This window comes from Paenibacillus dendritiformis, from assembly GCF_021654795.1.
Classification (GTDB): Bacteria; Bacillota; Bacilli; order Paenibacillales; family Paenibacillaceae; genus Paenibacillus_B.
In genome coordinates this window covers 3,644,356-3,669,422 of the sequence record NZ_AP025344.1, presented here as the reverse complement: position 1 = coordinate 3,669,422, position 25,067 = coordinate 3,644,356, and the positions used below count along the sequence as shown (strand labels likewise).

The window sequence follows — 25,067 nt, the reverse complement described above, 5'->3', positions numbered from 1 at the left end:
TCGTTCATTTGCGGGTATGATGTGAAGAAGCATAGTTGAGTAGAGTTAGTTGAGATGAGATTGAGTTGAGTCGAGCCGAGAGCATGGATAACGTCATAGGCGGAAGCCTTCGCCATAGGTGTAGAGCCCTTTCTCCCTTTTTGCGCCGCAACCGGGGAGATATTTGGCGAAGCTGATCTTTCTTTGGCGATCCAATCTTCTTTAGATATATCCTGAGCTTGCTCATCCACAATGTCATGATCGAACCAACGAACCTCTACCTTGCGGTAGAGGTTTTTTTGTATCTTGCTTCCATCCGAATCACCCGAATTCGAAAGGAGTGGATGTCATGCATCCTCATGTGGATGAAGTCTTGCGATTATCCCGCACTTATCCGGTTATTCCGGTCTCCGAGACCATTACGGCAGATACAGAGACCCCGATACGATTGTTTCAAAGACTGAAGCATGAGTCTTATGCTTTTTTGCTGGAAAGCGTGGAGGGCGGAGTCCAATGGGCCCGCTACTCCTTTATCGGCACCGATCCCTTTTTGATTTTGCAGGGCAAGAACGGCACGCTTCGCATTACCGAGCGCGATGACGTCACCGAGATTCACGAGCGTCCGCTAACCGCCGTAAAGAAGCTGCTGCGCAAGTATGAAAGCCCGACTCTGGCAGGCATGCCGCCGCTCACGGGCGGAGCGATCGGATTTTTCGGCTATGATCTGGTGCAGCAGTATGAGCGTCTTCCGCGCCATCGGCGGGACGATCTGCTGATGAATGATATTCAATTCATGTTCTGCGATCAGCTGATCGTCTTCGACCACGTCAAGCAGCAGATGCACTTCATCGTCAATCTGCATCTGGACAGGGACGAGACGGAGGAGCATATCCGGGCGCAATACGATCAGGCGAGAGAGAAGCTGAGACGGCTGCAGGAGAAGCTGTTGGCCGCTCCGGCCACCGGACTGCAGAGCGGCCGCTACCTCCCGGGAGGAAGCGCCTCCGAGCTGAGGCCGTACCGTTCGAATGAGACGCGGGCGTCTTTTATGGATAAGGTGGAGCGCGCGAAGGAATACATTCGCGGCGGCGACATCTTCCAGGTCGTCCTCTCGCAGCGGTTCGAGCGGCAGACGGCCGTCGATCCGCTTGATGTGTACCGGGTGCTGCGAATGACGAATCCTTCCCCATACATGTACATTCTGAAAATGAACGACGAAACGCTCGTCGGCACCTCGCCCGAGGCGCTTATCCGGGTCAACGGGGAGCGGGTGGAGACGCGGCCGATCGCCGGCACCCGTCCGCGCGGACGGACGGAGGAAGAGGATATGGCGTTGGAGGAAGAGCTGCTGAAGGATGAGAAGGAGCGGGCCGAGCATGTGATGCTGGTCGACCTCGGGCGCAATGATCTCGGCCGGGTCTGCGAATTCGGCACGGTCCGCTGCGATACGTATATGGGCATTGAGCGCTATTCCCATGTGATGCACATTGTATCGAATGTATCCGGCACGCTGCGCCGGGACAAAGATTTCTTCGATGCCTTTCTGTCCTGTCTGCCGGCCGGGACGGTATCCGGCGCGCCGAAGCTGCGGGCGATGGAGATTATCGCGGAGCTGGAGCAGGAAGCGCGCGGAGCCTACGCCGGCGCCATCGGTTACTTGGGCTTCAACGGCAATATGGATACCTGCATTACGATTCGGACGATTATTTTCAAGGGCGGCACCGCCTATGTTCAGGCCGGCGCCGGCATTGTATGGGATTCGGTTCCCGAGAAGGAATACGAGGAGACGGTCAACAAGGCGAAGGCGCTGCTGCTCGCCATTCAGACGGCGGAGGAGATGTTCGAATGCTCGGCTGCATCCATCGAAGCGCCGAAGGAAGGCCGTCTATCCGTCCAGGCCGCGAAGCCGGCCGCGCTCCCGGTCAATTGGGACTATTACGCGGCTGTCCAACCGGAGAAGAAGCCTACGGCAGAGAGGAGCGTATCGCAATGAGTACTTACACGGTTCCAGACAGCGTCTTGACGAAGCAAGCGCTGGCCCAAGTGATGGCCGGCGGTCATCTGAGCCGGGAAGAAGCGCGGGAGGTCATGTCCGACGTGATGGACGGCCATGCCTCTGCCGCCCAGATCGGCGCTTTGCTGGCCTGCTTGCGCCTGAAGGGCGAGACGGTGGACGAAATTGTCGGGTTCGCCGAGGCGATGCGCAGCCGTGCCCGGCACGTCATCACCGCGCAGGATCGCCTGCTTGATACATGCGGGACCGGCGGATCCGGGATCCACAAGCTGAACATTTCGACGGTGTCGGCCATTATCGCGGCTTCCGCCTCCGTGCGGGTCGCGAAGCACGGCAACCGTTCCGCCTCAAGCCGCTCTGGCAGCGCCGACGTGCTTGAAGCGCTCGGCATCAATATCCATCTGACGAGCGAGCAGGCCGCGGAATGCCTCGACCGCGTCGGCATCTGCTTCATGTTCGCGCAGGTGTTCCACCCCGCGATGAAGCATGCGGCTGCGCCCCGCCGGGAGCTGGGCGTGCGCACGGTGTTCAATATGCTCGGACCGCTGACCAATCCGGCGGGAGCGGATCGCCAGGTGCTGGGGATCTATGACCGCAGCCGCACCGGGACGATCGCGGCGGTGCTCCGCGAGCTGGGCTTGAAGCGGGCGCTCGTCGTCGCGAGCGCAGACGGGCTCGACGAGATCAGCCTGTCCGCCCCGACCCGGATTAGCGAGCTGAAGGACGGAGAAATAAGGACATATGAGATTACGCCGGAGCAGCTCGGACTGCAGACGCAGCCGCTGTCCAGCGTGCTGGGCGGCGATGCCGCGACGAACGCGGCCATAATCGGCCGCATCCTGCACGGGGAACAGGGACCGCACCGCGACATCGTGCTCGCGAATGCCGGAGCCTGCATCTATGTGGCCGGGCAGGCGGAGAGTATCGCCGAAGGCGTCCGGATCGCGGCCGCCGCGATTGACAGCGGGAAGACGCTCCGCAAGCTGGAGCAATGGAGAGAAGCGACAGGGGGATGGAGTCATGTTTCTTGAACGGATTGTAGGGACGAAGCGGCAGGAGGCGGCGGAGCTGGCCGCGGCGATGAATCGCCGGGAGGCCGAGCGTGCGATTGGGCAGCTGCCGCCGTGCCGCTCGCTGAGATACGCGCTGACGGCCGGGAAACGGCGTTCCGTCGGCTTGATTGCGGAAGTGAAGAAGGCATCCCCTTCCAAAGGGCTAATCCGCCAAGACTTTGATCCGGCGGCCATCGCCCGGGGCTATGAAGCCGCCGGGGCCGACGCGTTGTCGGTGCTGACGGATCGCGTTTATTTTCAAGGCGGCAACGATATTTTGCGCGAGGTGCGCAGCCGGACGGAGCTGCCGGTGCTGCGCAAGGAATTCATCATCGATGAGCTGCAGCTCCTGGAAGCCCGTCTCATCGGCGCCGATGCGGTGCTGCTCATCGCGGCGATATTGAATGACAGCGAGCTGGCTCGGCTGAACCGCTGCGCTCTTGATCTGGGCATGGAGACGCTGATTGAAGTTCATGATGAGGATGAGCTGCAGCGGGTGCTGGCGCTTGACGATGCGCCGCTCATCGGAATCAACAACCGGAATTTGCATACCTTCGTCACGGATCTGGAGCAGACCGAACGGCTTCGCGCGCTCGTACCGGCCGATCGGACGCTGGTCAGCGAGAGCGGAATTCATAAGCCGGAGCATATGAACCGGCTGGCGGAGACGGGAATCGATGCCGCGCTCGTCGGCGAGCATCTGATGCGGCAGCCAGATGTGGAAGAGGCCGTAGCGCAATTAATGGGCGGTCTGCCGCGGGCCGCGGTATGACGGAAGGAGAGAGTGTGTGATGCCGGGAATGGCGGAGGAAGCGGGGATGAAGCGGGTCGGCGGCGGTCATAATCAGGCGCCGAGCGTGAAAATATGCGGGGTGGCCGGATTGGAGATGGCCCGGGAGATCGTGGGAGCCGGGCCGGACTGCATCGGGTTCGTATTCGCGCCAAGCCGGCGCCGCGTCTCGCCTGCCGATGTGCGCGGCTGGTTGGCCCGCTTGGAGGAAGAGGGCGCGAAGCTTCCGCTCACAGTCGGGGTGTTCGCCCGCCCGCGGCGGGAGGATGTGGACGCGGTGCTGACGGAGGCTCCCCTCGACGCGGTGCAGTTGATCGCCGGCCATGATCCGGACCTTCCGGCCTGGCTGAAGGGCCGGCACAAGGTTCAGGTCTGGCTGACGGTGCCGATTGCCGGCGCGGAGCCGGGCGGGAACCGCATGGCTGAGGGGGAAGCGATGCTGCGCCGCATGCGGCATTCCATTGACGCCATTCTGCTGGATACGCATGATCCGTCGCAAGGGGGCGGCTCTGGCCGCACTTTCGATTGGACCGTGATTCCGGGCTATCGGTCGCTTGCGGAAGAGCTTGGCCTTCCCCTGTACGCGGCGGGCGGGCTAAGTCCGGACAATGTTGGAAGGCTGCTTGCCGGCGGCCGCCTCGATGGCGTCGATGTATCAAGCGGGGTCGAGACCGAAGGGGTAAAAGATATTCGTAAAGTAACCGCATTTATCGAAAGGGTGAGAGCATATGGAACAGACAGAGACGAAGAGAACGGCGGCGGCGCTGCCTGACGCTCATGGCCGCTTCGGCGACTTCGGCGGCAGATACGTGCCGGAGACGTTGATGAACGCGCTTCTCGAGCTGGAAAAAGCTTATCATAAATATACGAAGGAGCCGGAGTTCCAGGCAGAGCTCATCCAGCTTCTGCGGGAATATTCCGGCCGGCCGACCTCGCTCTATTATGCGGAGCGGTTGAGCGAGACGTTGGGCGGAGCCAAAATTTATTTGAAACGGGAAGACCTCAATCATACCGGCGCCCACAAAATCAACAACACGATCGGCCAGGCGCTTCTGGCCAAGCGGATGGGCAAGAAAAAGGTCATCGCCGAGACGGGAGCGGGGCAGCATGGCGTAGCGACGGCAACCGTGGCGGCCCTGCTCGGCATGGAGTGCAAGGTGTTCATGGGCGAGGAGGATATGAAGCGGCAGCGGCTGAACGTATTCCGCATGCAGCTGCTCGGGGCGGAGGTCGTTCCCGTCCTGTCGGGAACCCGCACGCTGAAGGATGCCTGCAACGAGACACTGCGCTACTGGGTCAGCCATGTCGATGACACCTTCTATATACTCGGGTCGGTGACCGGTCCTCATCCTTATCCGATGATGGTGCGGGACTTCCAACGCATTATCGGGGACGAGACCCGCAAGCAGATATTGGAGAAGGAAGGGCGCCTGCCCGATCTCGTCATCGCCGCCGTCGGCGGGGGCAGCAATTCGATAGGCATGTTCTACCCGTTCCTTCAGGATGAATCGGTGGCGCTGCTCGGCGTCGAAGCCGCCGGCAAAGGAATCGACACGCCCTTCCATGCCGCCACGATGACGAAGGGGTCCCGCGGAGTGTTCCAAGGCTCGCTCAGCTATGTGCTGCAGGATGAATTCGGCCAGGTACAGCCGGCGCACTCGATATCGGCCGGATTGGATTACCCGGGCGTCGGTCCGGAGCACGCGTACCTGAAGGACAGCAAGCGGGCGAAATACGTGCCGATCACGGATGCCGAGGCGCTGAACGCGCTTCAATTGCTGAGCCGGACGGAAGGAATTATTCCGGCGCTGGAATCGGCTCATGCCGTAGCGCAGGCAATCAAGGAAGCGCCGTCGATGACTCGGGACTCGATACTGGTCATCTGCCTGTCCGGCCGCGGCGACAAAGACGTCAATCAGATTATGGAGACGCTGGGGGGAGAAGAAGGATGAGCGACATGGCTGCACAGGCAACGAACCGGCTGGATGATATGTTCACGCGCTGCCGCGCGGAAGGAAGGGCGGCGTTGATGCCGTTCATTACATTGGGCGATCCGGATCGCGGGACGACCTTGAAGCTGCTGCTCCGCTTGGAGGAAGCGGGCGCGGACGTGATCGAACTGGGCGTGCCGTATTCCGACCCGCTGGCGGACGGACCCGTCATTCAGCGGGCGGCGGAGCGGGCGCTTCGCGGCGGCGTGACCTTGGAGGACAGCTTCCGGGTAGCGAGACGGGCCCGGGAGCAGGGAGCGCGTATTCCTTATGTTTTGTTCACCTATTATAATCCGGTCATGCAGTACGGAATCGAGCGCTTCTTCCGGACCGCGGCGGAGGCGGGCTTCAGCGGGGCCATCATCCCCGATCTGCCCTACGAAGAGAGCGGGCCGGTGCGGGAAGCGGCGGATGCTTGCGGCATTCACCTCGTTCCGCTCGTCGCGCCGACCTCGGAGGAGCGGATCAGCCGCATCACGGCGCAAGGCCGGGGCTTCATTTACTGCGTATCCTCGCTGGGCGTGACCGGGGTAAGAGACAGCTTCGATGACGAGGTCGAGCGGTTCATCCGGCAGGTACAGGCAACGACCCCGCTCCCTGTCTGCGTCGGGTTCGGGATCTCGACGCCAGCTCACGTGAAGCAATTTTCGGCGTACTGCGACGGCGTGATTGTCGGCAGCGCTATCGTGCGGAAAATTGAAGAAGCTCAACCATTGTTGTCCGATGAGGCCACTTTTGAAGATGGGATCTTGCAAATTTGCGATTTTGTGCGACAATTAAGAAATTAACGCTTTGCAGCGACTTCCCATGTAAGGAAAGGTGGTAACCGGATGCAACCGAAGAGCAGTATTGTACATCTCCCTGTCTATCAGCCAGGGAAATCGGTCGATGAGGTAAAGCGGGAACTGGGCTTGGACCGCATCATTAAGCTGGCGTCCAACGAGAATCCGTTCGGATGCTCTCCTCAGGCCAAAGAAGCGATGAGACAGGAAATTGAAAATGCCAGCATTTATCCGGACGGGGCCGCGGTGGCGCTGACGGCCGCGATCGCCGAGAAGTTCAATGTCGGCCCGGACCAAATCGTGTTCGGCGCCGGCTCCGATGAAGTGATTCTGATGCTGTGCCGGGCGTTCTTGGTGGCGGGCGACGAGCAGATTACCGCCGATCAGACCTTCCCGCAATATAAGCACAACGGGGATATCGAAGGCGCGGTCACGGTCGAGGTTCCGCTGAAGGAAGGGACCCATGATCTGGACGCGATGCTCTCCGCCGTCACGGAGCGGACGAAGATCATCTGGATCTGCAACCCGAACAATCCGACGGGGACGATTATCGGCCGCGCCGAGTTGGAGCGGTTCATGGAGCGCGTCCCGGAGCGGGTGCTCGTCGTGCTGGACGAAGCCTATTGCGAGTATGTCACAGACGAGTCTTACCCGGACGGTCTCGACTATTTGCCTCAATATAAAAACTTGATCACGCTGCGGACCTTCTCCAAAATCTATGGATTGGCCTCGCTCCGGATCGGATACGGCATCGGGCATCCCGACGTCATCCGCCTAATCAATCAGGTGCGGGAGCCGTTCAACACGTCGCGCTTCGCGCAAGCGGCCGCCCTGGCTGCCGTTCAGGATCACGCATTCATCGAGGAGTGCCGCCGTCTGAATGCGGAAGGGATCCGCTATGTACAGGAGCAATTCGCCAGATTGCAATTGTCCAGCTTCCCGGCCCATGGCAACTTCATCATGGTAGACGTCGGCCATCCGGGGCAGCAGGTGTTCGAAGCGCTCATGCGCAAAGGAATTATAACGCGGGCAGGCCATAAGAAGTATCCGACACATATCCGCATCACGATCGGCTCCCGCGAGCAGAATGAAGCGATGATCGAAGCGTTGGAAGCGACATTGGCGGAATTCAAGGTGGGCATATGAGCACGAGAATCGCGATTCTGGGCGTAGGACTGATTGGCGGTTCGCTCGCCCTGTGCTTCAAGAATAACCCAGGGATTCATGTTATCGGATACTCGCCGAATCCCGCTTCAACCGAAAAGTATGTCAAGCGCGGGGTCGTCGACGAAGCCACGACCTCGCTGCAGGACGCGGTGCGGGATGCGGATTATATTTTTGTATGCTCTCCGGTAGGGATGCTGGAGTCGATGCTCCGAAGCCTCCACCAGCTGGATGTGAAGCCAGGCTGCATCGTCACCGATGTCGGGAGCACGAAGGCGTCGGTTGCCCGCTGCGCCCGCGAGCTGGCTTGGAGCGGAGTGCATTTTATCGGCGGCCATCCAATGGCCGGATCGGAGCGTTCCGGCGTGGAGGCGGCTTCGACGCTGCTGTTCGAGAACGCTTATTATGTCTTGACTCCGGATGAGGATGCCGATGAAGCTGCGTACAGCAGGCTGGTCTCCTTGCTTCGCTGCACGAAGGCCCATATTATCCGCATGAATCCGGAGGAGCATGATGCGGTCGTAGGCGCCATCAGTCATCTTCCGCATATCGTCGCCGTAGCCTTGGTCAATCAAGTTCAACAGTACAACGAGGACAATAGTCTCCACGAGGTGCTGGCCGCCGGCGGATTCCGCGATATTACGCGCATCGCATCGAGCGATCCGGTGATTTGGCGGGATATTTTGTTAAATAATCGGGATATCCTTCTCCAAATGCTTCAGGACTGGAAAGCGAACACGGAGCAATTCATCAATCTATTGCAGCAGCGAGACGGCGAAGGGATTATGCGCCAATTCGCGATGGCTGGCGAGTTCCGCAGCCGGATGCCGGAGCGGCGCAAAGGCGTGCTGCTCGGGCTTCACGATCTGTATATGGATGTCCCGGACACGCCGGGCATTATCGGAAAAATCGCGACCGAGCTCGGCAACCATCATATTAATTTAAGCAATCTTCAAATTATTGAGAGCCGGGAAGACGTGCCGGGGGTCCTTCGCCTCTCCTTCCGGCAGCAGGAGGATGCGGATCGGGCCAATGAGCTGCTGACCGGCAGCGGGTACCAGATCTATGTGTGAAGGGAATGTCCCAGAGCGCATTCTTCTATTCCTTGGCAGGGCAGCGTGCAGCATATACGGGTGACAACGGGCCAGTCGAGGGGCAACCTTGACCGGCCCGTTGGCTTTTGCGCGCTGCCCGAGCTCCATGACAGGTTGGCAATCTCTGGAGCCGAACGGACAGGAAATTTTACGGTGGATGTAGAAAGAGTAAACCGGCAGAGTGCGTCAGGAACTCGAGAACCGATAAAGCAAATCAAACCATTACCGAAGGAGGCACGTCATCAATGCAATTCCCGTTCGAGGAGGCGCTTGGCCGGATTGGCTTGAGCACGAAGGGCCTCTCGGCCTCTTATCTCGGCGAGGGGGCATGGCATACCGCTTATTTGCTGAGCACCCGCGAACATGAAGCTCTTGTCCTCCGCGTTCCGAAGCCGGTCGTATACGGCGCTCCCTTTGGAGATAACGAGCAAGAAATGCTGGGGGAATACGCGGCTCGGGGGCTGTATTACGAACATGCGAATCGGGCGCTGCCGGGAGTTTGTCCTGATTTTTTTGCCTCTCATGCAGAGCCGGGGCTTACCTTTACGATTGAGTCGTATTGCGGGCCCACGCTGTCGCTGCAAGACACAACCCGGTCGGATGCGGTCGAGCTCGGACGGCAGTGCGGACAATTTATGGCGGCCATGAGCCGGGGGGAGGCTCCGCTGCGCGGCTTTGGCTTCCTCGGTTGGCAGGAGGAAGGTCTCGCCGGAGAAATCCAGGGGGACCTGCAGATCTACTGGCATGAAGAAGCGAATGAGTACCGGGAGCAATTCAAGGAGCTCCTTCAAGCCGGGATTCCGCTGCAAGAAGACATAATCCGGGACAAGCTGGAAGAGGCGCTCCGTTACCGGCTTGGGAGAACGCCCCGGCTATCGCTGACGAACCGGGATATATCCCCCGAGAACATTATCGTTGACAACGGGCGGCTCCGGCTCATCGATCCGCTTCCGCTGCAGTATGATGATCATGTGTTTGCCGGAAATCTCCTCAACAACTTTAACACGCTATTTCCTTCGTACGACAGTTCACCTCGTTATGCGAAGCACCGCTTCAGCAGCTTCCGGTCCCAGCTTAACGGATTCGCCGACGGATTTCTTGCCGGTTATGCCGAAGGAGACGAGAACGTTGAATATTCCGTAAAGGTGGAGGAATTTCTGATGCTGCTTGATCTGGCCTGCCATCATGCGGGGCTGATGGACGAGGAATGGAGCGAGGGAATCCGGCTGCGGGTCGGCGACCGGGCTGCCGTGAAGAAGCGAATCCCCGAGTATATTCGGCGGTTGGAGCAATTTGAATTTGAGAAGGGGCGGAGCAATAATTATGGGGAAAAGCCCTGATTTTCGGTGCTACGGAAAAATCTGTGAAATGAAGTAAATAATTTTAGAAAACCTATTGACGGAATGAAAACGGATACATTATAATAAAGGCACAGTATGGTTTCTCTCCACTCCTATCCAATATCTAAGTGCTCATAAGTAAGCACGGCGCCACTTCGGTGGCGTTTTTTTTTGCCTATTTTTTTCTGCGTCATTCTTTACATCGGAAATGCTTCGGGAAACCGTATCTGTCCGGGGACAAGCCGGTTTTCTTGCAATGGAAGCTAGCCCGAGCACTTTTTGGAAGGAAACGGCATACCATATGGATGTAACCTTACGGAAACGTAAGCTTGGTTGCCAAATACCTTAAAAATTTTTAATCATTATTCGACTTTTGTATGCTAAAATACGACTATATGTGAGGAAATTATTTAACATTTTGAAGAATACTCTTACATACGCTTTATAGGTGAATGAGAGAATGACGTAATTTGAACTCCGATCCGCAACTTTTCTATACTTCGAGAGTATACCTTAACAGGTAGCGCATCGGGAAGGATATGGAAAGCAAGGAGGAACTTGAGTCCATGACCGATTCCCAGATCATCCGCGAAATAAAAGACGGCAACGTCGAGTTGTTCGCGGAATTGATGAATCGTTATCAACGAAAACTGCTATCATTTATTTTTCATATGTTAAAGAGCTCCCAGTTGGAATTGCTTGCCGAGGATTTATGTGCCGAGACGTTCTTCAAGGCATATCGGAGCCTGAATACGTTCCGTGAGGCAGAGGCCTCTTTTTCGACCTGGCTATATACGATTGCCCGCAATACGGTACTAAGCGAGCTGCGGAAGCAGCGCAGCGTGCAAGTATCGTTGGACGATGACTACAGTATCGTTCCGGAAGCGCCGCGCGAGGCGGCACCGGAATATGCGTTGCTGCGGAACGAGAAGGTATCTTTGGTGCGCGACGCCATTAACCGTCTGCCGGAGAAGCAGCGTTCGGCCCTCATCCTGCGCGAGTATGACCAACTGGATTACCAAGAGATTGCCCATGCCTTGGGGCAGACGGTAAGCTCCGTGAAATCGCTGCTGTTCCGCGCTCGTGCGAGTGTGAAGTCTCAGTTGGAGGCCTACATTACCGAGCCGGGAGTTGAGGGGATGAATTAATGATGAAATGCGCGGAAGCGCTAGATTGGATGTCAGTCTATTCCGAATTGCCTGAAGACGATCCGCAGCGGCTGGCGATTGAGAAGCATTTAAGCGAATGCGAATCCTGCGCAGAGCAGTACAGCGTATGGGCTGCAAGCGAGGAATGGATGGTCGGCGATTCGGACATAATCGTTCAAGAGGCATCCGGTTCCGGGTTTTCCACGGCACGGGTTATGAATATGATTTACGAAGAACAAGACTGGCTCGTTCCGGTTCATCAACGTTCACAGACATGGTCCCTGCGATCTCGCAATATGCTTGCAGGGATTGTTGCTTTTTGTATGGGGATATTTTTGTGCGCGCTCATAGTGCTGCTTGTCCGCAGAGAGCAATCGAATATCGAAGATATCAGCGGGGTAATCCCGACGGTGGTGGCCGGCGGGGAACAATCGGGCTGGGGGAAAATGACGATAGGCGTCCCGGTGGCGAGCATCAGCGATCCGGTCATTTTGCAAGTGGTGCCTACGATTCCTCATTATTGGATAGCGTTATCCTTGTTCGGAATTACGTTTGCATTATTGCTGCTGAATTGGCTGACGCGGGTGCGTCGTTAATTTTAATAGAGGTTATCCACATATTTATACGGTACAGAAGGAGAAGCAATGGCCCAATATATCGGATTGGTTAGACACGGGATTACCGATTGGAATGCGCAGGGGAAGATTCAAGGACGGACGGACATTCCGCTGAACGATACCGGCCGGAAGCAAGCGGCGCTGCTTGCCGAGCGTTTGAAGAAGGAAGATATCGCATTTGACGCCGTCATCTCAAGCGGCCTTCGCCGGGCTGACGAGACGGGGGCTATCCTTGCGGAGGCGCTGAATATTCCGCTGCTCGAGCCGGAGCCGGGATTAGTGGAGCGTGCTTACGGGCAGGTGGAAGGAACGACGCCTGAGGAACGGGAGCAGCGCTGGGGCGCTGACTGGCGCCAGCTTGATCTCGGTCAAGAGCGGGATGACGCGCTGCGCGACCGGGCCGTCAAGACGCTGGAATCCCTCGCGGGCCGCCATGAAGGGCGGAACCTTCTGGCCGTGACGCATGGCAGCTGGCTGGCCCAACTGTTCATTGCTTTGTTCGGACAAATGTCGCAGGGCCATATCGGCAACTTGTCGTACTCGATTCTTGAGCGGCAAGGCGCCGAGTGGCATCCTGTATTGTATAATTGCACCAAACATATCCAACCGTCTGATGCGGTCACGATTCACCGCGGCAGATAGAAGCAGGCCTTGGTTCCTATGGGTGAACCGGGGCCTGTTTATTTTTCTTTTCCTGAATAAATGCCGGACTTTTTCCAATAATGGTTAATGTAACAAGGACTCGGTCAAGGAATGAAGTTACAAAGAACGGAGGTTCGGCATGAATCTGGCAGATATGCTCAGTTATGCGGATATCGGGCAGCTCGCCCGGATTGCTAAGCGGTACGGCTGCGTATGCAATGAACGCTCCAAGCATGAATTGATCCAATCGATTCTGCTGGCTCTTGGCAGCAGGGATGTGTTCGAACGTCATGTGAATGAGATGTCGCTGGAGGAACGGCGTTTTCTCAATTCCATTCTGTTCGATAAGCGGTCTTCCTTCAGCCTGGAGGAACTGGTGGCCCGAGTGCAGCAGACGAAGTTCGATACCGTGGTGCCTGGCAAGTCGGATCCTGCTCCGAACGGGCCCCAACCTCGGGATACGATTGCGAAGTTCAAGCATAGCGGCTGGCTGTTCAACGGATGCAACCCGCAGACCAAGTATTTGTTCCAGATTCCGGCCGATTTGAAGCAGCGTTTCAAAGATGTGCTGTACCAATCCTTCGCCAGCCAATTGCAGCTTACCGCTGAACCGCATGCCTACCGCGACGAGGATGGGAGAATCGGAGATGACATTTTGCAGCTCCTTGATTTCGCCGCGACGGAATGTCCGCCTCTGAATTCGGAAGGGGTAATGTACAAGCGGGCACAGCAGCAGCTTCTCGATGCGTTCGCGATTCGGGAAGCGCCGATAGGCAAAGGGGAATGGCGATTCGGTTACGGCCGGCGGTTCCATGATTATCCGAACCGGTTCTCTTTCATTTATGACTACGCCTTCTACCAAGGCTGGCTGGAGGAAGGAGACGGGCGGCTGCGTCTCTCCCCGGCGGGCGAGGAGAGGCGGAGCAGCAGAGGAACCGAGCCGACGGCCTCGCTCTACCGTTTCTGGTTGAAACTGTACAAGAACGCCATTCCGAATTTGCTGTCCGTCGTTCACTGGATCCAGCTCTGCACATCCAAATGGACGACGCTGGAGTCGCTGGAACGGACGCTGCTTCCTTACATCCGGCCGTTCTACTTCGACACATCCGAATCCGTATTTCGGCAGCGCGTCATCATGATGATGCTCCATCTCGGTCTGCTTCGGCTGGGGGAGACCGGACATGAAGTGCAAGTGCTGCAGATGACGAAGAAAGGGCAGCAAATCATCCAGGGCGTGTATGTGGCCCATGAAGACAGGATTCAACTGAACGTTGACAAGCCGCATGCCCATTGATACGATGAGACCACCTTTTATCCCATAGGATGGCAACGATAAATAGGTGTCTCGGAGGTGTGCGAACATATGATGATTTCTTACAAAGGCGTTCAACCGAGCATCGATCCCTCCGTGTATGTAGCGGAAGGAGCGAAGCTCATCGGTGACGTAACCGTCGGTCCCTTGTCCACCGTATGGTTCAACGCCGTGCTGCGCGGCGATCTCGCGCCGATTCGGATCGGACGGGAAGTGAACCTGCAAGACGGCGTTATCGGCCATGTCAACACGGATCAGCCATTGATCATCGCGGATCGCGTCTCGATTGGACATGGCGCGATCGTGCACGGCTGCCGGATAGGCACAGGTACATTGATTGGCATGGGGGCCATTGTACTGAACGGAGCGGAAATTGGTGAATATGCTTTAGTAGGAGCTGGTTCCGTCGTCACTGAGAATAAAAAATTACCGGCCTATACTCTTTCTCTCGGTTCACCCGCAAGAGTCATACGGGAGTTGACAGACGAAGATTTGCAGCGCATGAAGAGAACAACGGATAGCTATGTGGTGAAAGGAAAGGAATATAGGATCTCTTAATCGTTAGGTTGGAGGTGCATCCTATGGATAAAATGAAAGTGACGTATGAAGCGATGTTAAGTTTGACTGCGGAAATGATCTGGGACGACGCGATACGGAAATACCGGACGGAACGAATCTATGAAGAAATTGATAAAGCGTTGGCAGCAGGGGATGAGACCACGTTCCGATCCTTGACGGAAGAATTGAAGACGTTGCAGTAACCCCTAATGAAGAAGCGCTTTGAGCGATTCTTCATTTTTTTGTACAACGGGTTATAATATGGGGGAGGAGTAACTGGAAAAAAGGGGGAGCAGCATGAAATTCAGCGAGTTGACTGCAGAACAATGGGAGGAATGGGGGCCTTATCTAGACACTTGCATCCTGCCGGTGACCGGCTTGACGGGGCTGGAGTCGCCGGTCGAAGCGGCGGAACGGCTCGAACGGCTGCGCGATTGGCTGGACGGGGTCGAGATCCCGTTCCACGGGCGCACCGTAACGTATCCGGCTTACCATTTTGCGGGAGGGAGCGAGCCGCAGCCGGAAGATATCGCGCTGTTGGACAAGGTATGCGGGCGTCTTAGAGAACAAGGATTTTCCTATATTATCATCGTCTCCCATGCCATCCGGCTCCGCCAGGGACAGGTGTCTCAAGCAGATGCTGTGTTTACGCCGGCAGAGCTTGGCACAGAAAATGCGAACACTGTCAAGGAATTGATGAAAGACAAAATTCAAAAAATGTGGTACGCATCACAATTTGAAGAGCAATTGTGACAAAATCTCAACATTTTTTGGCGCGAATCGTGTTCCCATTTGCATTTCGGCTGGTAAATTCTTGACGCTTTCATGGCACTGGGATATTATAATGATGTCCTAGTTAGATTGTGATTCTCATCATAGCAAGCTGCGAGAACGGTTGTGTAAAGGGGGTAAGACAGTAATGAGCAAACCGCAAAATAACGAGCAGAAACCTCACCAACCTCGCAAAGAAATGTCTCGTAGACAATTTCTTTCTTACACATTGGGTGGAGCGAGCGCTTTCATGTTCGTCGGTCCAGCTATTCCCATGGTACGGTTCGCCGTGGATCCGCTTCTGCAGAAGAAGACAGAGGGGAACTACATAAAAGTCGCGGAAGTTAGCAAGATTACCAATGAACCTCAGGAATTTACATTCGACGTAACGCAAATCGACGGTTGGTATGAGAGCAAGCCTCAATTGGTTGCCTGGATCAGCAAGGACGAGAACGGCGATATTTTTGCGTTGTCACCGGTATGCAAGCACTTGGGATGCACGGTTAACTGGAATTCGAATCCGAAGTACAAAGATCAGTATTTCTGCATGTGCCATGGAGCGCATTACACGAAGGAAGGCAAGCAACTGGCTGTAGCTCGCGCGCCGCTGGACGAGTACAAAGTGAAAATTGAAAACGGTTTTGTATATCTTGGTGACAAGATTCCGAACCAACACGTGCAGTAACAAGGAGGCGTAGTGTCAGATGTTTAAAGGGGTTTACAACTGGATTGACGAACGTCTGGATATCACGCCGATATGGCGCGACGTGGCGGATCACGAAGTTCCGGAACACGTGAATCCGGCGCACCATTTTTCCGCGTTCGTGTACTGCTTCGGTGGGTTGACGTTCTTTATCACCGTGATTCAGATTTTGTCCGGTATGTTCTTGACGATGTATTATGTTCCGGACATTGTCAACGCTTACTACAGCGTTGAGTATTTGCAGACCAAGGTTGCCTTCGGCCAGATTGTACGCGGAATGCACCATTGGGGCGCGAGTCTCGTCATCGTAATGATGCTCCTACATACGTTGCGGGTGTTCTTCACCGGCTCTTACAAATCGCCGCGCGAAATGAACTGGGTCGTGGGCGTATTGATTCTCTTGATTATGATCGGTCTCGGGTTCACGGGATACCTGCTTCCATGGGATAACAAGGCATACTTCGCAACCAAGGTCGGTATGGAGATCGCCGATACCGTTCCATATATCGGACCGTACGTCAAGGAATTGCTGCAGGGCGGCACGATCGTCGGAGCGCAGACGCTTACGCGATTCTTCGCCATTCACGTCTTCTTCTTGCCGGCGGCTCTACTGGCCTTGATAGGTGCTCACTTCCTGATGATTCGCCGTCAAGGTATTTCTGGACCGCTATAAGAGAGGAGGAGAGACCAATTGGCACACGATAAGTCGTCGAATACTGAGAAAATCGTATATGTCGGTGATTCACGCATCAAGAGAAAAAGCGAGAGAGCGATTCCGCCGGATTATACCGCATTCCCAGGGAAGTCCGAAGCGTTCATTCCGTACTTCTTATTGAAAGAATGGATGGTCGGCGTCGTAGCTTTGGTAGGGATTTTCGTGCTAACGATTGCGGAGCCTGCTCCGCTAGGTTATCCGGCAGACCCGAACAATACAGCGTTCGTTCCCATTCCTGACTGGTACTTTTTGTTCTTGTATCAGTTCTTGAAATATCCATATGCGTCCGGCAGCTATGTCGTAATCGGCACGGTGCTCATACCGGGTATCATGTTCGGCGGATTAATGTTGGCGCCGTTCCTGGACAAAGGGAAGGAACGCCGCTTCTATAAGCGCCCTGTAGCTTCGGCGCTCATGATTGTGAGCTTGATCGCTTGTTTCTATTTGACTCGCGTCGCTTGGCTGGGTTATGAGGCCGAGTTGGCAGAGCTGAACATTAGACCGGAGCATGAGGTCCGGTTAGAGAAAGCCCGCGAAGCTGCGATGGCCGGCAAGCCTACGGGACAGCCGAAGCCGAACAAGGAGATCGCCCTGGTTGACAAGGATGATCCTGCTATGGATTATATGAAAAAAGCGGGATGCTTGAGCTGCCACGCCACTGACCTGAAGGGTCAATCCGGTCCTTCGCTCCGGGGCATCGGCGATACGTTAACCAAAGATGATATCCTCGACATCCTCCATAACGGAAAGGGCAACATGCCGCCAATGAAGGATGCAGCAAGCGAAGAGGAACTGAATCATATCGCCGAATGGCTTGCGAAACAGAAAGCAGAGAAGTAAAATAAGTAGAGACTCGAGCCTGACCGTTATGACGGTCAGGCTCGTTTTGTAGATAAATATTAGTTCATTCGATCCCTGCCCCGCGGCAAGCGGGCGCGTTCGCGATGTCCTGCAGGATCGGAGCGGAAGAAGGTAGAGTACATATGAAGCTGACAGCTTTATTCAGCCGTCCTTTTTTAAGCCGTCGTTGGGTGCTGTGGACGTTATTTTGGTGCAATCTGCTTGGCACGGTGTACGGATATTATTGGTATAAAGATCAATTGATCTATACGTGGAACAACCATCCGGGATGGCAACTTCCATTTGTCCCGGACAGCCCGACGGCCAGCTTATTTTTTACAATCAGCATTTTCCTTCTATTAATACGTCCGGAACCCCGTTCCGTATGGGGAAGCGTCATCGCCAAGCTCATTGAAGCCCTGGCGGTAGTCACTTCCATCAAATACGGAATATGGGCATGTGCCATGATACTTGCCGGGGCCGCCCTAGGTAACCCGATGGTATGGCAGGATTGGATGCTGATCAGTTCCCATCTGGCAATGGCGGTAGAAGCGCTGCTGTATGTACGCTTATTTCGGTTTGGCAGTGCCAGCTTAACGGTCGCGGCCTGCTGGACATGGCTCAATGATACCGTTGATTATAGCGCCGGCGTGTTTCCGTGGCTTCCCCGTACCCTCCATCCGTATTTATTGGAGGTATGCGTGTTCACGTTTGCCTTGACGGGGGCTAGCGTTGCGTTAAGCTGGGCAGCGATGAAGCAGGCAAGACGAAGCGGTTAGCGGAGGCATAAATTTGGACATCTCCCCATACGATGATGGGGGAGGGATGTACATGCTTATTAGGCGTTCACGTTGGCTAGCAATTGTGCTCGGAATTATTGGCATGTGTACACTTGGTCTGGCGCCGGCCGCTGCCGCATCAGAGCCGAACGGCATAGCCGGCAAGCCGGAGGAACGATGGCAGAAGCTGGACCGGCAAGCGGAAGCCATATATCAGGCCGTGAAGAAGCAAGAGCTCGAACAGGCGCGGCAGCTTGTGCAACAGATGGGAGAAGCAATGACCGACACTTCATTTTACGGCGCGACGGGTGTCGAAGGGGTGCGGGCGCTTAGCGACGCGATCGTTCAAGTAAAGCGCGCGTTGCCTGCGATAGAACTGAATGAGGAGCGTCTGATGCATGCGGCGGCCCGCTTGCGGCTGGCGTCCGATGCGTTAATCCATAAAAAACAAGCGATGTGGCTGCAATATGAACAAATGCTGCGTGACGAAATGAATCGAATGAAGCAGGTTACGCAAGAAGCAGAGTGGTTGTCCAGCGCCAAGCAGTGGCTGTTGCATGTAGACCGCATCCGGCCTGCAGCGGCCATTCAGCGCAGTCCGGAGACGATGGAGGTCATCGAATCCCTCGTCCGGCTTGTCGAGCGCGCCGTGGCCAAGAAGACATCTCTTGCCGAGGTCAATCAGGCGTTGAACCGGCAAGGGGATGAATGGCTTCGCCAACTGTTCGGCAAGACCAAAGACGCTCCGACCTTCGGCCAAGAAGATACCGGGGCGCTGCCGATTCAATGGACTTTGCTATTTACGTTCATCATCTGCTCCGTCCTGTTCTATGTCGCATTGCAGAAATACCGGTACGAGCATGATTCGATTCGCCCTGGCCGGTTCCGTAAGTAATGCACAACCCAAACATTTGGGATATGGATGTGAGTTCCCGCACGAAGCGGCTGCCGTCCCGGGGGGGCACTGCTTTAGCTTAGTGACCCCTCATTGTGGGGGGAGGATTTGCATGGAAGGCTGGCAAGGGTTTTTACGTCCTTATGAATATTCTCCCCTTGGCTCAGGAACGATGGACACGAACCGCAGCCGCCTCCTCAATCGCGCCTCTCCCGGCCTAAAATTGGTTTCGTCCCTGCCCTTCCGCACGACGGGTATCGGACGGGAGCGCGCAGGCTAAAGGCGAAGAATGATTGACCACCCGATCAATACAGGTCAGGGACACTGAAGGAATCACAAGAAACCGCCACCTTTGCCGCATATGACCGGTATTCATAGAGAAGAGAAGAAACATCGTCTCTCGGTGTTGAAGACGCCGATCTAAAAAGCGAAATAGAAGTCTCTTGCAATCGAAAGAAAGCAATCACGCGGCAATGCGTGATGCGGCCCGACATATTAAAACATGCACCGCCTTAAGCTGCGAAAGATGCTATTCACCAGAGCCGGGCGCGAAAACCGACCCTAGACGCGGCGAAGACGCTATTCAGCGGATCCAGACTGTAGACGTCGCAAAAGATGCTATTCAGCGGATCCAGACCGAAGACGTCGCAAAAGATGCTATTCAGCGGATCTAGACTGTAGACACCGTGAAAGATGCTATCCAGGGGAGCTAGACCGTAGACGCCGCGAAAGATGTGAATTCGGGCGCGAATACAGGCTGTCTACGCCGCGCAAGATGCCGCCCGGGATGAAGGAAGCGCTTCTCTCCTAGGTGTTAAACTAACCGGCGACGCTTGGATAAGACATAGTTGGAGTAATTGAGAGGCGACGGAAGCGCATGGCGCATTGAGCCGGAAGGTGAATTCATCCAGATAGCGCTGCAGGTACTTAGGGCCGATTCCGTGGAAGGTTCGGTTCAACCATTGACGAGCCTGCCGATACATCGTATACAGCCGGCTGTCCCGGCGGATGCGGAAAATGTAGCGGTTAATCTCGGTCTCATAGTTATCGTCTTTCGCGACATGATGATCTTGGAAGTGCTGACATCCCGAAGGAAGCAGCAGCTTGCCCGACAGATGCTCCCTGCCGATAAGTTTCATCTTGAATTGCCGAGCCGGTCCGTGTGCGGAGAACGAGAGAGCCTCCGCAGCGATAATCGCCGTCTCCTTGTTATGCATCACGATCGGCGAACTGAACGGGCGCCCATAGAATACGATAATGCCCTTAACATCTCCTTTCAAACGATTCTTGGTATCATAGTAATGTATTGCGCCTCGAATTTTATGTAAAATGAGCCAGGACGTCTTGTATGTTACTCGGAGCACGGCTTGCAGCTGAACGGCATTGATTCCCCGCTCCTGTAGCGAGACGAGCCAAATTGCCGCAAGCCACTTCCGAAGAGAGGTTCTGCTGCCTTCCATAATCGTGCCGGCGATAAGGGAAGTCTGGTGACGGCAGGAGCGGCATTCATACAGAGGCAGCCGGCGTGTCCTGATGACATAAGCCCGGCGATGCTCGCAGCGCGGACAAATGAAGCCTTCCGGCCATTTGACTCTCTCCAAATAAGCGGCGCAATCTGCCTCAGTCGCGAATGTGTTCCACAGCTCCTCTAATGTCCCGATCTTGTCCAGCTCCTCCACTTGCATCCCCTCCAGACTATCCTGTTTTATGCGAACTAACGTTCCCTGATTCGATTATAGCGAACATATATTCCGGTTTCAACCCTTTCTTTCCAAAAAAACGGGTTCAAACGATTTGTTTTCTATCTCCCTACTTCTTTTCACTCTCCCTTCGAGTCAGGCAAAGCGGAAGCCAATGTTATTTGCAGATCATCTGTAACTGCCCTATAACTGGAATGACATAATCGTTGCTGGAAAAATGAAGGGAGGCATGTTAGCGCAGCAATTTTTTTCGTGATGGGGGCCTCTTACTTCAAGACATTCCCCCTTTTGCATCGAGATAGATCGGTTTTTCTGAATGAACGGGATATCAGGATAAAGTGGCGGAAGGAGGCCTGGGCGGGACGAGGGGAATTATTGAAGAATCGTATAGCATAGGCTGCCTGACGCAACGGGAGAGTAGTGAAAAGAGCGCTGACAGCCATGAATCACACTGGATTACATGACATGCAGATCCTATGCTATTTGGAGCAAATCTCGCCTTCCAGAGGGAATACATGCGTTACCGAGGCGCTCCAGTTGCCGGACCGGGTATTCCCTCATGAAGCATGCGATAATTACATGAGACGGTCTATTTCCCGACTTATCCGCTCATGCATGACGTGAATGGCCAGCCATTCATCGTTCGTTCCCTTTAAAAAGCAAGCAAACAAAAACCGGAAGCGTGAGCCCCCGGCGGCTTCAAAATGTTACGAGTCTTCATCCCCGATATATTTCATTGCGGTCAGTCTTCGCGGAAGCCTTCTCCCAGCACGTCATGAACATCGCTGACGACGATGAAAGCGCGCGGGTCGTTTTGTTTGACGAGCGTTTTGAAACGTCGCATTTCGGTGCGGCTGACGACGCAGTACACCATTTGCTTTTGTTCACGGGAATAGGCTCCAATGACTGGAATGAGCGTTACCCCTCGTTCCATCTCGCCGGTTATCGCCTGCGAGATCGCTTCGGCATGGTCGGTGATGACGGTGAAGGCTTTGGCCGCATACGCCCCTTCCTGAATAAAATCGATGATTCGGGAAGAGATGAAAACGGTTACGAGAGTGTACAGTATTTTTTCCTTCGGGATGTAGAATAAGGCGGAGCCGATGATGAAGATATCGAGCAGCAAAATGAACTGCCCCATGCTGATCCCGAACCTTCGGTTCGCGATGCGGGCCAGGATGTCTACGCCTCCGGTCGTGCCGCCGAAGCGGAACACGATGCCAAGGCCGGCCCCTAACGTAACCCCCGCATACAGGGGAGCAAGGATGAAATCATGTTCGGTCTGGAACGGGAGGATCCAATGTTGGGCCACGCCCCGTTCGAACAGCCACAAAAAAAAGGTAAGGGACAGAACGCCATAGATGCTGTATATTAACTGCCGGGTTCCCAACGCTCTCCACCCGATTGCAAAAAGCGGGATGTTCAGCAAAAGCGTGGAAATGGACGGCTGAATGCCTGCGGCATAGTTCAGCAGCACCGTAATCCCGGTGACGCCGCCTTCCATAAGCTGGTTGGGAAGAATGAAGTAAATCAGACCGAACGCGTACACGGCGGTTCCGATCGTTATTGGCAGGTAGGTCTGCCATATGCGCTTCAGCCAGGTCGAATTCACGTGTGGCAAGGCTCCTTTTTTAGTGAAGATAAACTTCGCGCCTCAGCGGCGCATTCTTAGTATATCGAAATAAGTTACATATAAAAAGCATTTGTTTTCCAGCCGGGTATACGTTAACATAGTAGCAGAAATGAAACATGAAACAGCTGACGAAGAAGGGGATGGCATGGCGACAAATTCGGATTTGAAGGTGCTCTTGTCGTCGCTGCGCGAGAAGCCGTTGGCGGAAATGCAGCGCGAAGTGGACCGTTACATATCGCAGTTCAAGGAAGGATATTTCAGCCCGCTTGCCTTGTTGGCGCGTTTGTCGGAAGAGGTCGGCGAATTGGCCCGAGAAGTGAATCATTCGTATGGCGAGAAGCCGAAAAAGGCTTCGGAAGCGGACAATTCCATCGAACTGGAGCTCGGGGATATCCTGTTCATTCTATTGTGCTTTGCCAATTCGCTTGGCATTGACTTGACGAAGGCGCATGACGACGTCATGCACAAATTCACCACGAGAGACGCTGATCGGTGGACTCGGATCGAGAAAGATCCAGACGCTTAGCGGGTACGATAAGGAAAGGAAGGGCGAGGATGGAACAAATCAAAGTAGCCGTAGTCGGAGCAGGAGGACGAATGGGCCGGGAAGTCGTAAAAATGGTGCTGGGAGATGACAAGCTTCGCCTCGTAGCCGCTGTCGACCGTTCAGCCGGACCTGTCGACGCCGGTTCGCTGGCCGGATTGCCGCCCTGCGGCGTCATCGTCGAGTCCGATCTTGAGAAGGCGCTGGAAGCGAGCGCGCCGGATGTGATGGTTGATTTCACGACGCCGCAGGCCGTCCTGCAGCATACCGAGCTGGCGATCCAATACGGGGTTCGCCCGGTGATCGGAACGACGGGATTCGCTCCGGAAGATATTGAACGCTTGGGCGAAATGTGCAAGAATCAAGGAATCGGGGGCCTCATCGCGCCGAACTTCTCGATTGGAGCGATCTTGATGATGCGCTTCGCGCAGCAGGCGGCCAAATATTTCCCGGATGTTGAGATTATTGAATATCACGGGGATCAAAAGCTGGACGCGCCTTCGGGGACGGCGATTAAGACGGCCGAGCTCATTTCGGAGACGAGAGAAGAGAAGCGCCAGGGCAATCCGAACGAAGAAGAAAAGCTGGAAGGCGCGCGCGGAGGGTACTATAATGGGTTCCGCATCCATAGCGTACGGCTTCCCGGGGTGTTTGCGCAGCAGGAGGTTATTTTCGGCGGTTATGGACAAACCTTGAAAATTCGCCATGATTCTTATGAACGGGCCGGCTATATGCCGGGCGTCAACGTCGCGGTGAAGAAAGTGATGGAGCTTCAAGAGCTGGTTTACGGATTTGAACATCTGCTGGACGACTAAGCCCGTTTTTTACAGGGGATATCGCAACGGAGGGTTACGACATGTACAAAATCGCATTTATCGCACATGACCGCAAAAAAGACGAGATGGTCAACTTCGTGACGGCGTATGAGAGTGTGTTCCGCGGCCACCAGTTATACTCGACGGGCACGACGGGGCTTCGCATTATGGAGCAAACCGATTTGGACATCCATCGCTTCCAATCGGGGCCGCTCGGCGGCGATCAACAGATTGGCGCACTTGTGGCCGAAAATGAAATGGATCTGATTATTTTCCTGCGTGATCCGTTAATGGCCCAGCCGCATGAGCCAGATATTATCGCGCTGCTTCGTCTATGCGACGTACAGGGCATTCCGGTGGCGACGAATGTCGCGACGGCGGAAATTTTGGTTAAGGCGCTGCAGCGCGGCGATTTTGCATGGCGGGAATTGTCTCATAAATACAAGCCGGGAGTGGAAGAGTAATGCAAGAGCTGGATATCCTTGCCTTCGGCGCGCATGCGGACGATGTGGAGATCGGGATGGCGGGCACAATCGCCAAGCATACGAGGCTCGGCTTTCGTGTCGGCATCTGCGATCTGACGGAGGCGGAGATGTCCTCGAATGGCACGGTGGAGCGGCGGCGCGGCGAGGCGCAGCAGGCAAGCGACATTCTTGGCCTGACGGTTCGAGACAATCTGAAGCTGCCTGACCGGGGGCTAGAGCTCCGGCGCGAGCATATCGATGCGGTCGTGCGCGCGATCCGCCGCTATCGTCCGCGCATCGTATTTATGCCATACTGGGAGGATCGCCACCCTGATCATATTCAATGCAGCCGCATTGTGCAGGAAGCGGTTTTCAATGCGAAGCTTCGCCGCTATATGCCCGATATGCCAGCGCATCAGGTAGAGCAGGTTTTTTATTATTTCATTAATGATATCGCTCCTGCCCAGATTCTGCTCGATGTGACGGATGTCTATGAAGAGAAGCGCAAGGCGCTGCAGGCCTATTCTTCTCAATTCATCCGTCCGAGCGGGACGGATGATGTCGTCCTGACGCCGCTTAATCAAGGGTATGTGGAACGGGTCGAGGCGCGAGACGCCTTGCTTGGGCAGGCCAGAGGCTTTGCCATGGCCGAAGGATTTGCGATGAAGGGGCCATATGCCGTTTCCGCCTTTTTATAAATATCCGTTCAGGGCATGATGGATGCC

The 25,067-nt window shown here is 55.3% G+C and carries 28 protein-coding genes; 26 read left to right on the top strand and 2 right to left on the bottom strand.

The features are described 5' to 3' along the window. Window positions 1-328: 328 nt before the first annotated feature. From trpE to L6439_RS16075, 22 genes are all read left to right on the top strand, one after another. Entirely contained in the window at window positions 329-1,972 is a 1,644-nt protein-coding gene (gene trpE / locus L6439_RS16180; RefSeq protein WP_213468229.1) for an anthranilate synthase component I, read from the top strand. Further along, complete coding sequence (gene trpD, locus L6439_RS16175) at window positions 1,969-3,024, top strand: anthranilate phosphoribosyltransferase (RefSeq protein ID WP_168181486.1); 1,056 nt, start codon at window positions 1,969-1,971, stop codon at window positions 3,022-3,024. The genes trpE and trpD overlap by 4 nt, the downstream gene beginning before the upstream one ends. Further along, window positions 3,014-3,817, top strand: coding sequence for an indole-3-glycerol phosphate synthase TrpC (gene trpC / locus L6439_RS16170; protein ID WP_168181487.1), 804 nt, complete (start codon window positions 3,014-3,016; stop codon window positions 3,815-3,817). The genes trpD and trpC overlap by 11 nt, the downstream gene beginning before the upstream one ends. A gap of 19 nt (window positions 3,818-3,836) precedes the next feature. Further along, window positions 3,837-4,607, top strand: a complete 771-nt coding sequence (locus L6439_RS16165) for a phosphoribosylanthranilate isomerase (RefSeq protein ID WP_213468230.1) — start codon at window positions 3,837-3,839, stop codon at window positions 4,605-4,607. Beyond that, complete coding sequence (gene trpB, locus L6439_RS16160; protein WP_213468231.1) at window positions 4,564-5,787, top strand: tryptophan synthase subunit beta; 1,224 nt, start codon at window positions 4,564-4,566, stop codon at window positions 5,785-5,787. The genes L6439_RS16165 and trpB overlap by 44 nt, the downstream gene beginning before the upstream one ends. Further along, entirely contained in the window at window positions 5,784-6,614 is an 831-nt protein-coding gene (gene trpA / locus L6439_RS16155) for a tryptophan synthase subunit alpha (RefSeq protein ID WP_168181490.1), read from the top strand. The genes trpB and trpA overlap by 4 nt, the downstream gene beginning before the upstream one ends. A gap of 42 nt (window positions 6,615-6,656) precedes the next feature. Next, window positions 6,657-7,754, top strand: a complete 1,098-nt coding sequence (gene hisC, locus L6439_RS16150) for a histidinol-phosphate transaminase (RefSeq protein WP_213468232.1) — start codon at window positions 6,657-6,659, stop codon at window positions 7,752-7,754. Further along, window positions 7,751-8,845, top strand: a complete 1,095-nt coding sequence (locus L6439_RS16145) for a prephenate dehydrogenase (protein ID WP_213468233.1) — start codon at window positions 7,751-7,753, stop codon at window positions 8,843-8,845. Before hisC ends, L6439_RS16145 begins: the two co-directional genes overlap by 4 nt. Window positions 8,846-9,111: 266 nt before the next feature. Further along, window positions 9,112-10,206 (top strand): phosphotransferase, encoded by a 1,095-nt coding sequence (locus tag L6439_RS16140; RefSeq protein ID WP_213468234.1) that lies wholly within the window; start codon window positions 9,112-9,114, stop codon window positions 10,204-10,206. Between the two features lie 566 nt (window positions 10,207-10,772). Then, window positions 10,773-11,354 carry an RNA polymerase sigma factor gene (locus L6439_RS16135; protein WP_168181494.1) on the top strand — a complete coding sequence of 194 codons (582 nt, stop codon included), beginning with the start codon at window positions 10,773-10,775 and terminating at the stop codon, window positions 11,352-11,354. After that, window positions 11,354-11,950 (top strand): anti-sigma factor family protein, encoded by a 597-nt coding sequence (locus L6439_RS16130; protein ID WP_168181495.1) that lies wholly within the window; start codon window positions 11,354-11,356, stop codon window positions 11,948-11,950. Before L6439_RS16135 ends, L6439_RS16130 begins: the two co-directional genes overlap by 1 nt. A 48-nt stretch (window positions 11,951-11,998) precedes the next feature. Further along, window positions 11,999-12,613, top strand: a complete 615-nt coding sequence (locus L6439_RS16125; protein WP_168181496.1) for a histidine phosphatase family protein — start codon at window positions 11,999-12,001, stop codon at window positions 12,611-12,613. 139 nt (window positions 12,614-12,752) lie between these two features. Beyond that, on the top strand, window positions 12,753-13,907 hold the full coding sequence (locus L6439_RS16120) for a hypothetical protein (RefSeq protein ID WP_168181497.1): 1,155 nt from the start codon (window positions 12,753-12,755) through the stop codon (window positions 13,905-13,907). A gap of 69 nt (window positions 13,908-13,976) precedes the next feature. Beyond that, the gene (locus tag L6439_RS16115) at window positions 13,977-14,483 is read left to right on the top strand and encodes a gamma carbonic anhydrase family protein (protein ID WP_168181498.1); all 507 of its coding nucleotides are present in this window, start codon (window positions 13,977-13,979) and stop codon (window positions 14,481-14,483) included. 23 nt (window positions 14,484-14,506) lie between these two features. Further along, complete coding sequence (locus L6439_RS16110) at window positions 14,507-14,686, top strand: IDEAL domain-containing protein (RefSeq protein WP_006678866.1); 180 nt, start codon at window positions 14,507-14,509, stop codon at window positions 14,684-14,686. A 94-nt stretch (window positions 14,687-14,780) separates the two neighbouring features. Then, window positions 14,781-15,236: a DUF2487 family protein gene (locus L6439_RS16105; protein ID WP_213468235.1), complete on the top strand. Its 456-nt coding sequence runs from the start codon at window positions 14,781-14,783 to the stop codon at window positions 15,234-15,236. A 166-nt stretch (window positions 15,237-15,402) separates the two neighbouring features. After that, complete coding sequence (locus L6439_RS16100; protein ID WP_006678864.1) at window positions 15,403-15,939, top strand: QcrA and Rieske domain-containing protein; 537 nt, start codon at window positions 15,403-15,405, stop codon at window positions 15,937-15,939. Between the two features lie 19 nt (window positions 15,940-15,958). Beyond that, the gene (qcrB, locus tag L6439_RS16095) at window positions 15,959-16,630 is read left to right on the top strand and encodes a menaquinol-cytochrome c reductase cytochrome b subunit (protein ID WP_168181500.1); all 672 of its coding nucleotides are present in this window, start codon (window positions 15,959-15,961) and stop codon (window positions 16,628-16,630) included. An 18-nt stretch (window positions 16,631-16,648) separates the two neighbouring features. Further along, a complete protein-coding gene (locus L6439_RS16090; protein ID WP_213468236.1) occupies window positions 16,649-17,512 on the top strand; it encodes a menaquinol-cytochrome c reductase cytochrome b/c subunit in 864 nt (287 codons plus the stop codon). 143 nt (window positions 17,513-17,655) lie between these two features. Beyond that, window positions 17,656-18,291 (top strand): DUF1405 domain-containing protein, encoded by a 636-nt coding sequence (locus tag L6439_RS16085; protein ID WP_168181502.1) that lies wholly within the window; start codon window positions 17,656-17,658, stop codon window positions 18,289-18,291. A 52-nt stretch (window positions 18,292-18,343) separates the two neighbouring features. Further along, window positions 18,344-19,186: a sporulation protein YpjB gene (locus L6439_RS16080; protein ID WP_213468237.1), complete on the top strand. Its 843-nt coding sequence runs from the start codon at window positions 18,344-18,346 to the stop codon at window positions 19,184-19,186. 112 nt (window positions 19,187-19,298) lie between these two features. Continuing rightward, window positions 19,299-19,466: a hypothetical protein gene (locus L6439_RS16075; RefSeq protein ID WP_213468238.1), complete on the top strand. Its 168-nt coding sequence runs from the start codon at window positions 19,299-19,301 to the stop codon at window positions 19,464-19,466. A 481-nt stretch (window positions 19,467-19,947) separates the two neighbouring features. Here L6439_RS16075 and L6439_RS16070 read toward each other — a convergent pair whose 3' ends face one another. Together L6439_RS16070 and L6439_RS16065 are read right to left on the bottom strand one after the other, a co-directional pair. Further along, window positions 19,948-20,865 (bottom strand): transposase, encoded by a 918-nt coding sequence (locus L6439_RS16070; RefSeq protein WP_213468239.1) that lies wholly within the window; start codon window positions 20,863-20,865, stop codon window positions 19,948-19,950. A gap of 763 nt (window positions 20,866-21,628) precedes the next feature. Next, on the bottom strand, window positions 21,629-22,498 hold the full coding sequence (locus L6439_RS16065) for a YitT family protein (protein WP_213468240.1): 870 nt from the start codon (window positions 22,496-22,498) through the stop codon (window positions 21,629-21,631). Window positions 22,499-22,664: 166 nt separating this feature from the next. On the opposite strand from L6439_RS16065, the gene L6439_RS16060 reads away from it, so the two are divergent. The 4 genes from L6439_RS16060 to bshB1 are packed head-to-tail and all read left to right on the top strand — an operon-like array spanning window position 22,665 to window position 25,040. Next, on the top strand, window positions 22,665-23,045 hold the full coding sequence (locus tag L6439_RS16060) for a nucleotide pyrophosphohydrolase (protein WP_168181504.1): 381 nt from the start codon (window positions 22,665-22,667) through the stop codon (window positions 23,043-23,045). A 29-nt stretch (window positions 23,046-23,074) separates the two neighbouring features. Continuing rightward, on the top strand, window positions 23,075-23,878 hold the full coding sequence (gene dapB, locus L6439_RS16055) for a 4-hydroxy-tetrahydrodipicolinate reductase (RefSeq protein ID WP_213468241.1): 804 nt from the start codon (window positions 23,075-23,077) through the stop codon (window positions 23,876-23,878). Between the two features lie 41 nt (window positions 23,879-23,919). After that, complete coding sequence (gene mgsA / locus L6439_RS16050) at window positions 23,920-24,342, top strand: methylglyoxal synthase (protein ID WP_168181506.1); 423 nt, start codon at window positions 23,920-23,922, stop codon at window positions 24,340-24,342. Then, the gene (gene bshB1, locus L6439_RS16045) at window positions 24,342-25,040 is read left to right on the top strand and encodes a bacillithiol biosynthesis deacetylase BshB1 (protein ID WP_213468242.1); all 699 of its coding nucleotides are present in this window, start codon (window positions 24,342-24,344) and stop codon (window positions 25,038-25,040) included. Before mgsA ends, bshB1 begins: the two co-directional genes overlap by 1 nt. Window positions 25,041-25,067: the final 27 nt, after the last annotated feature.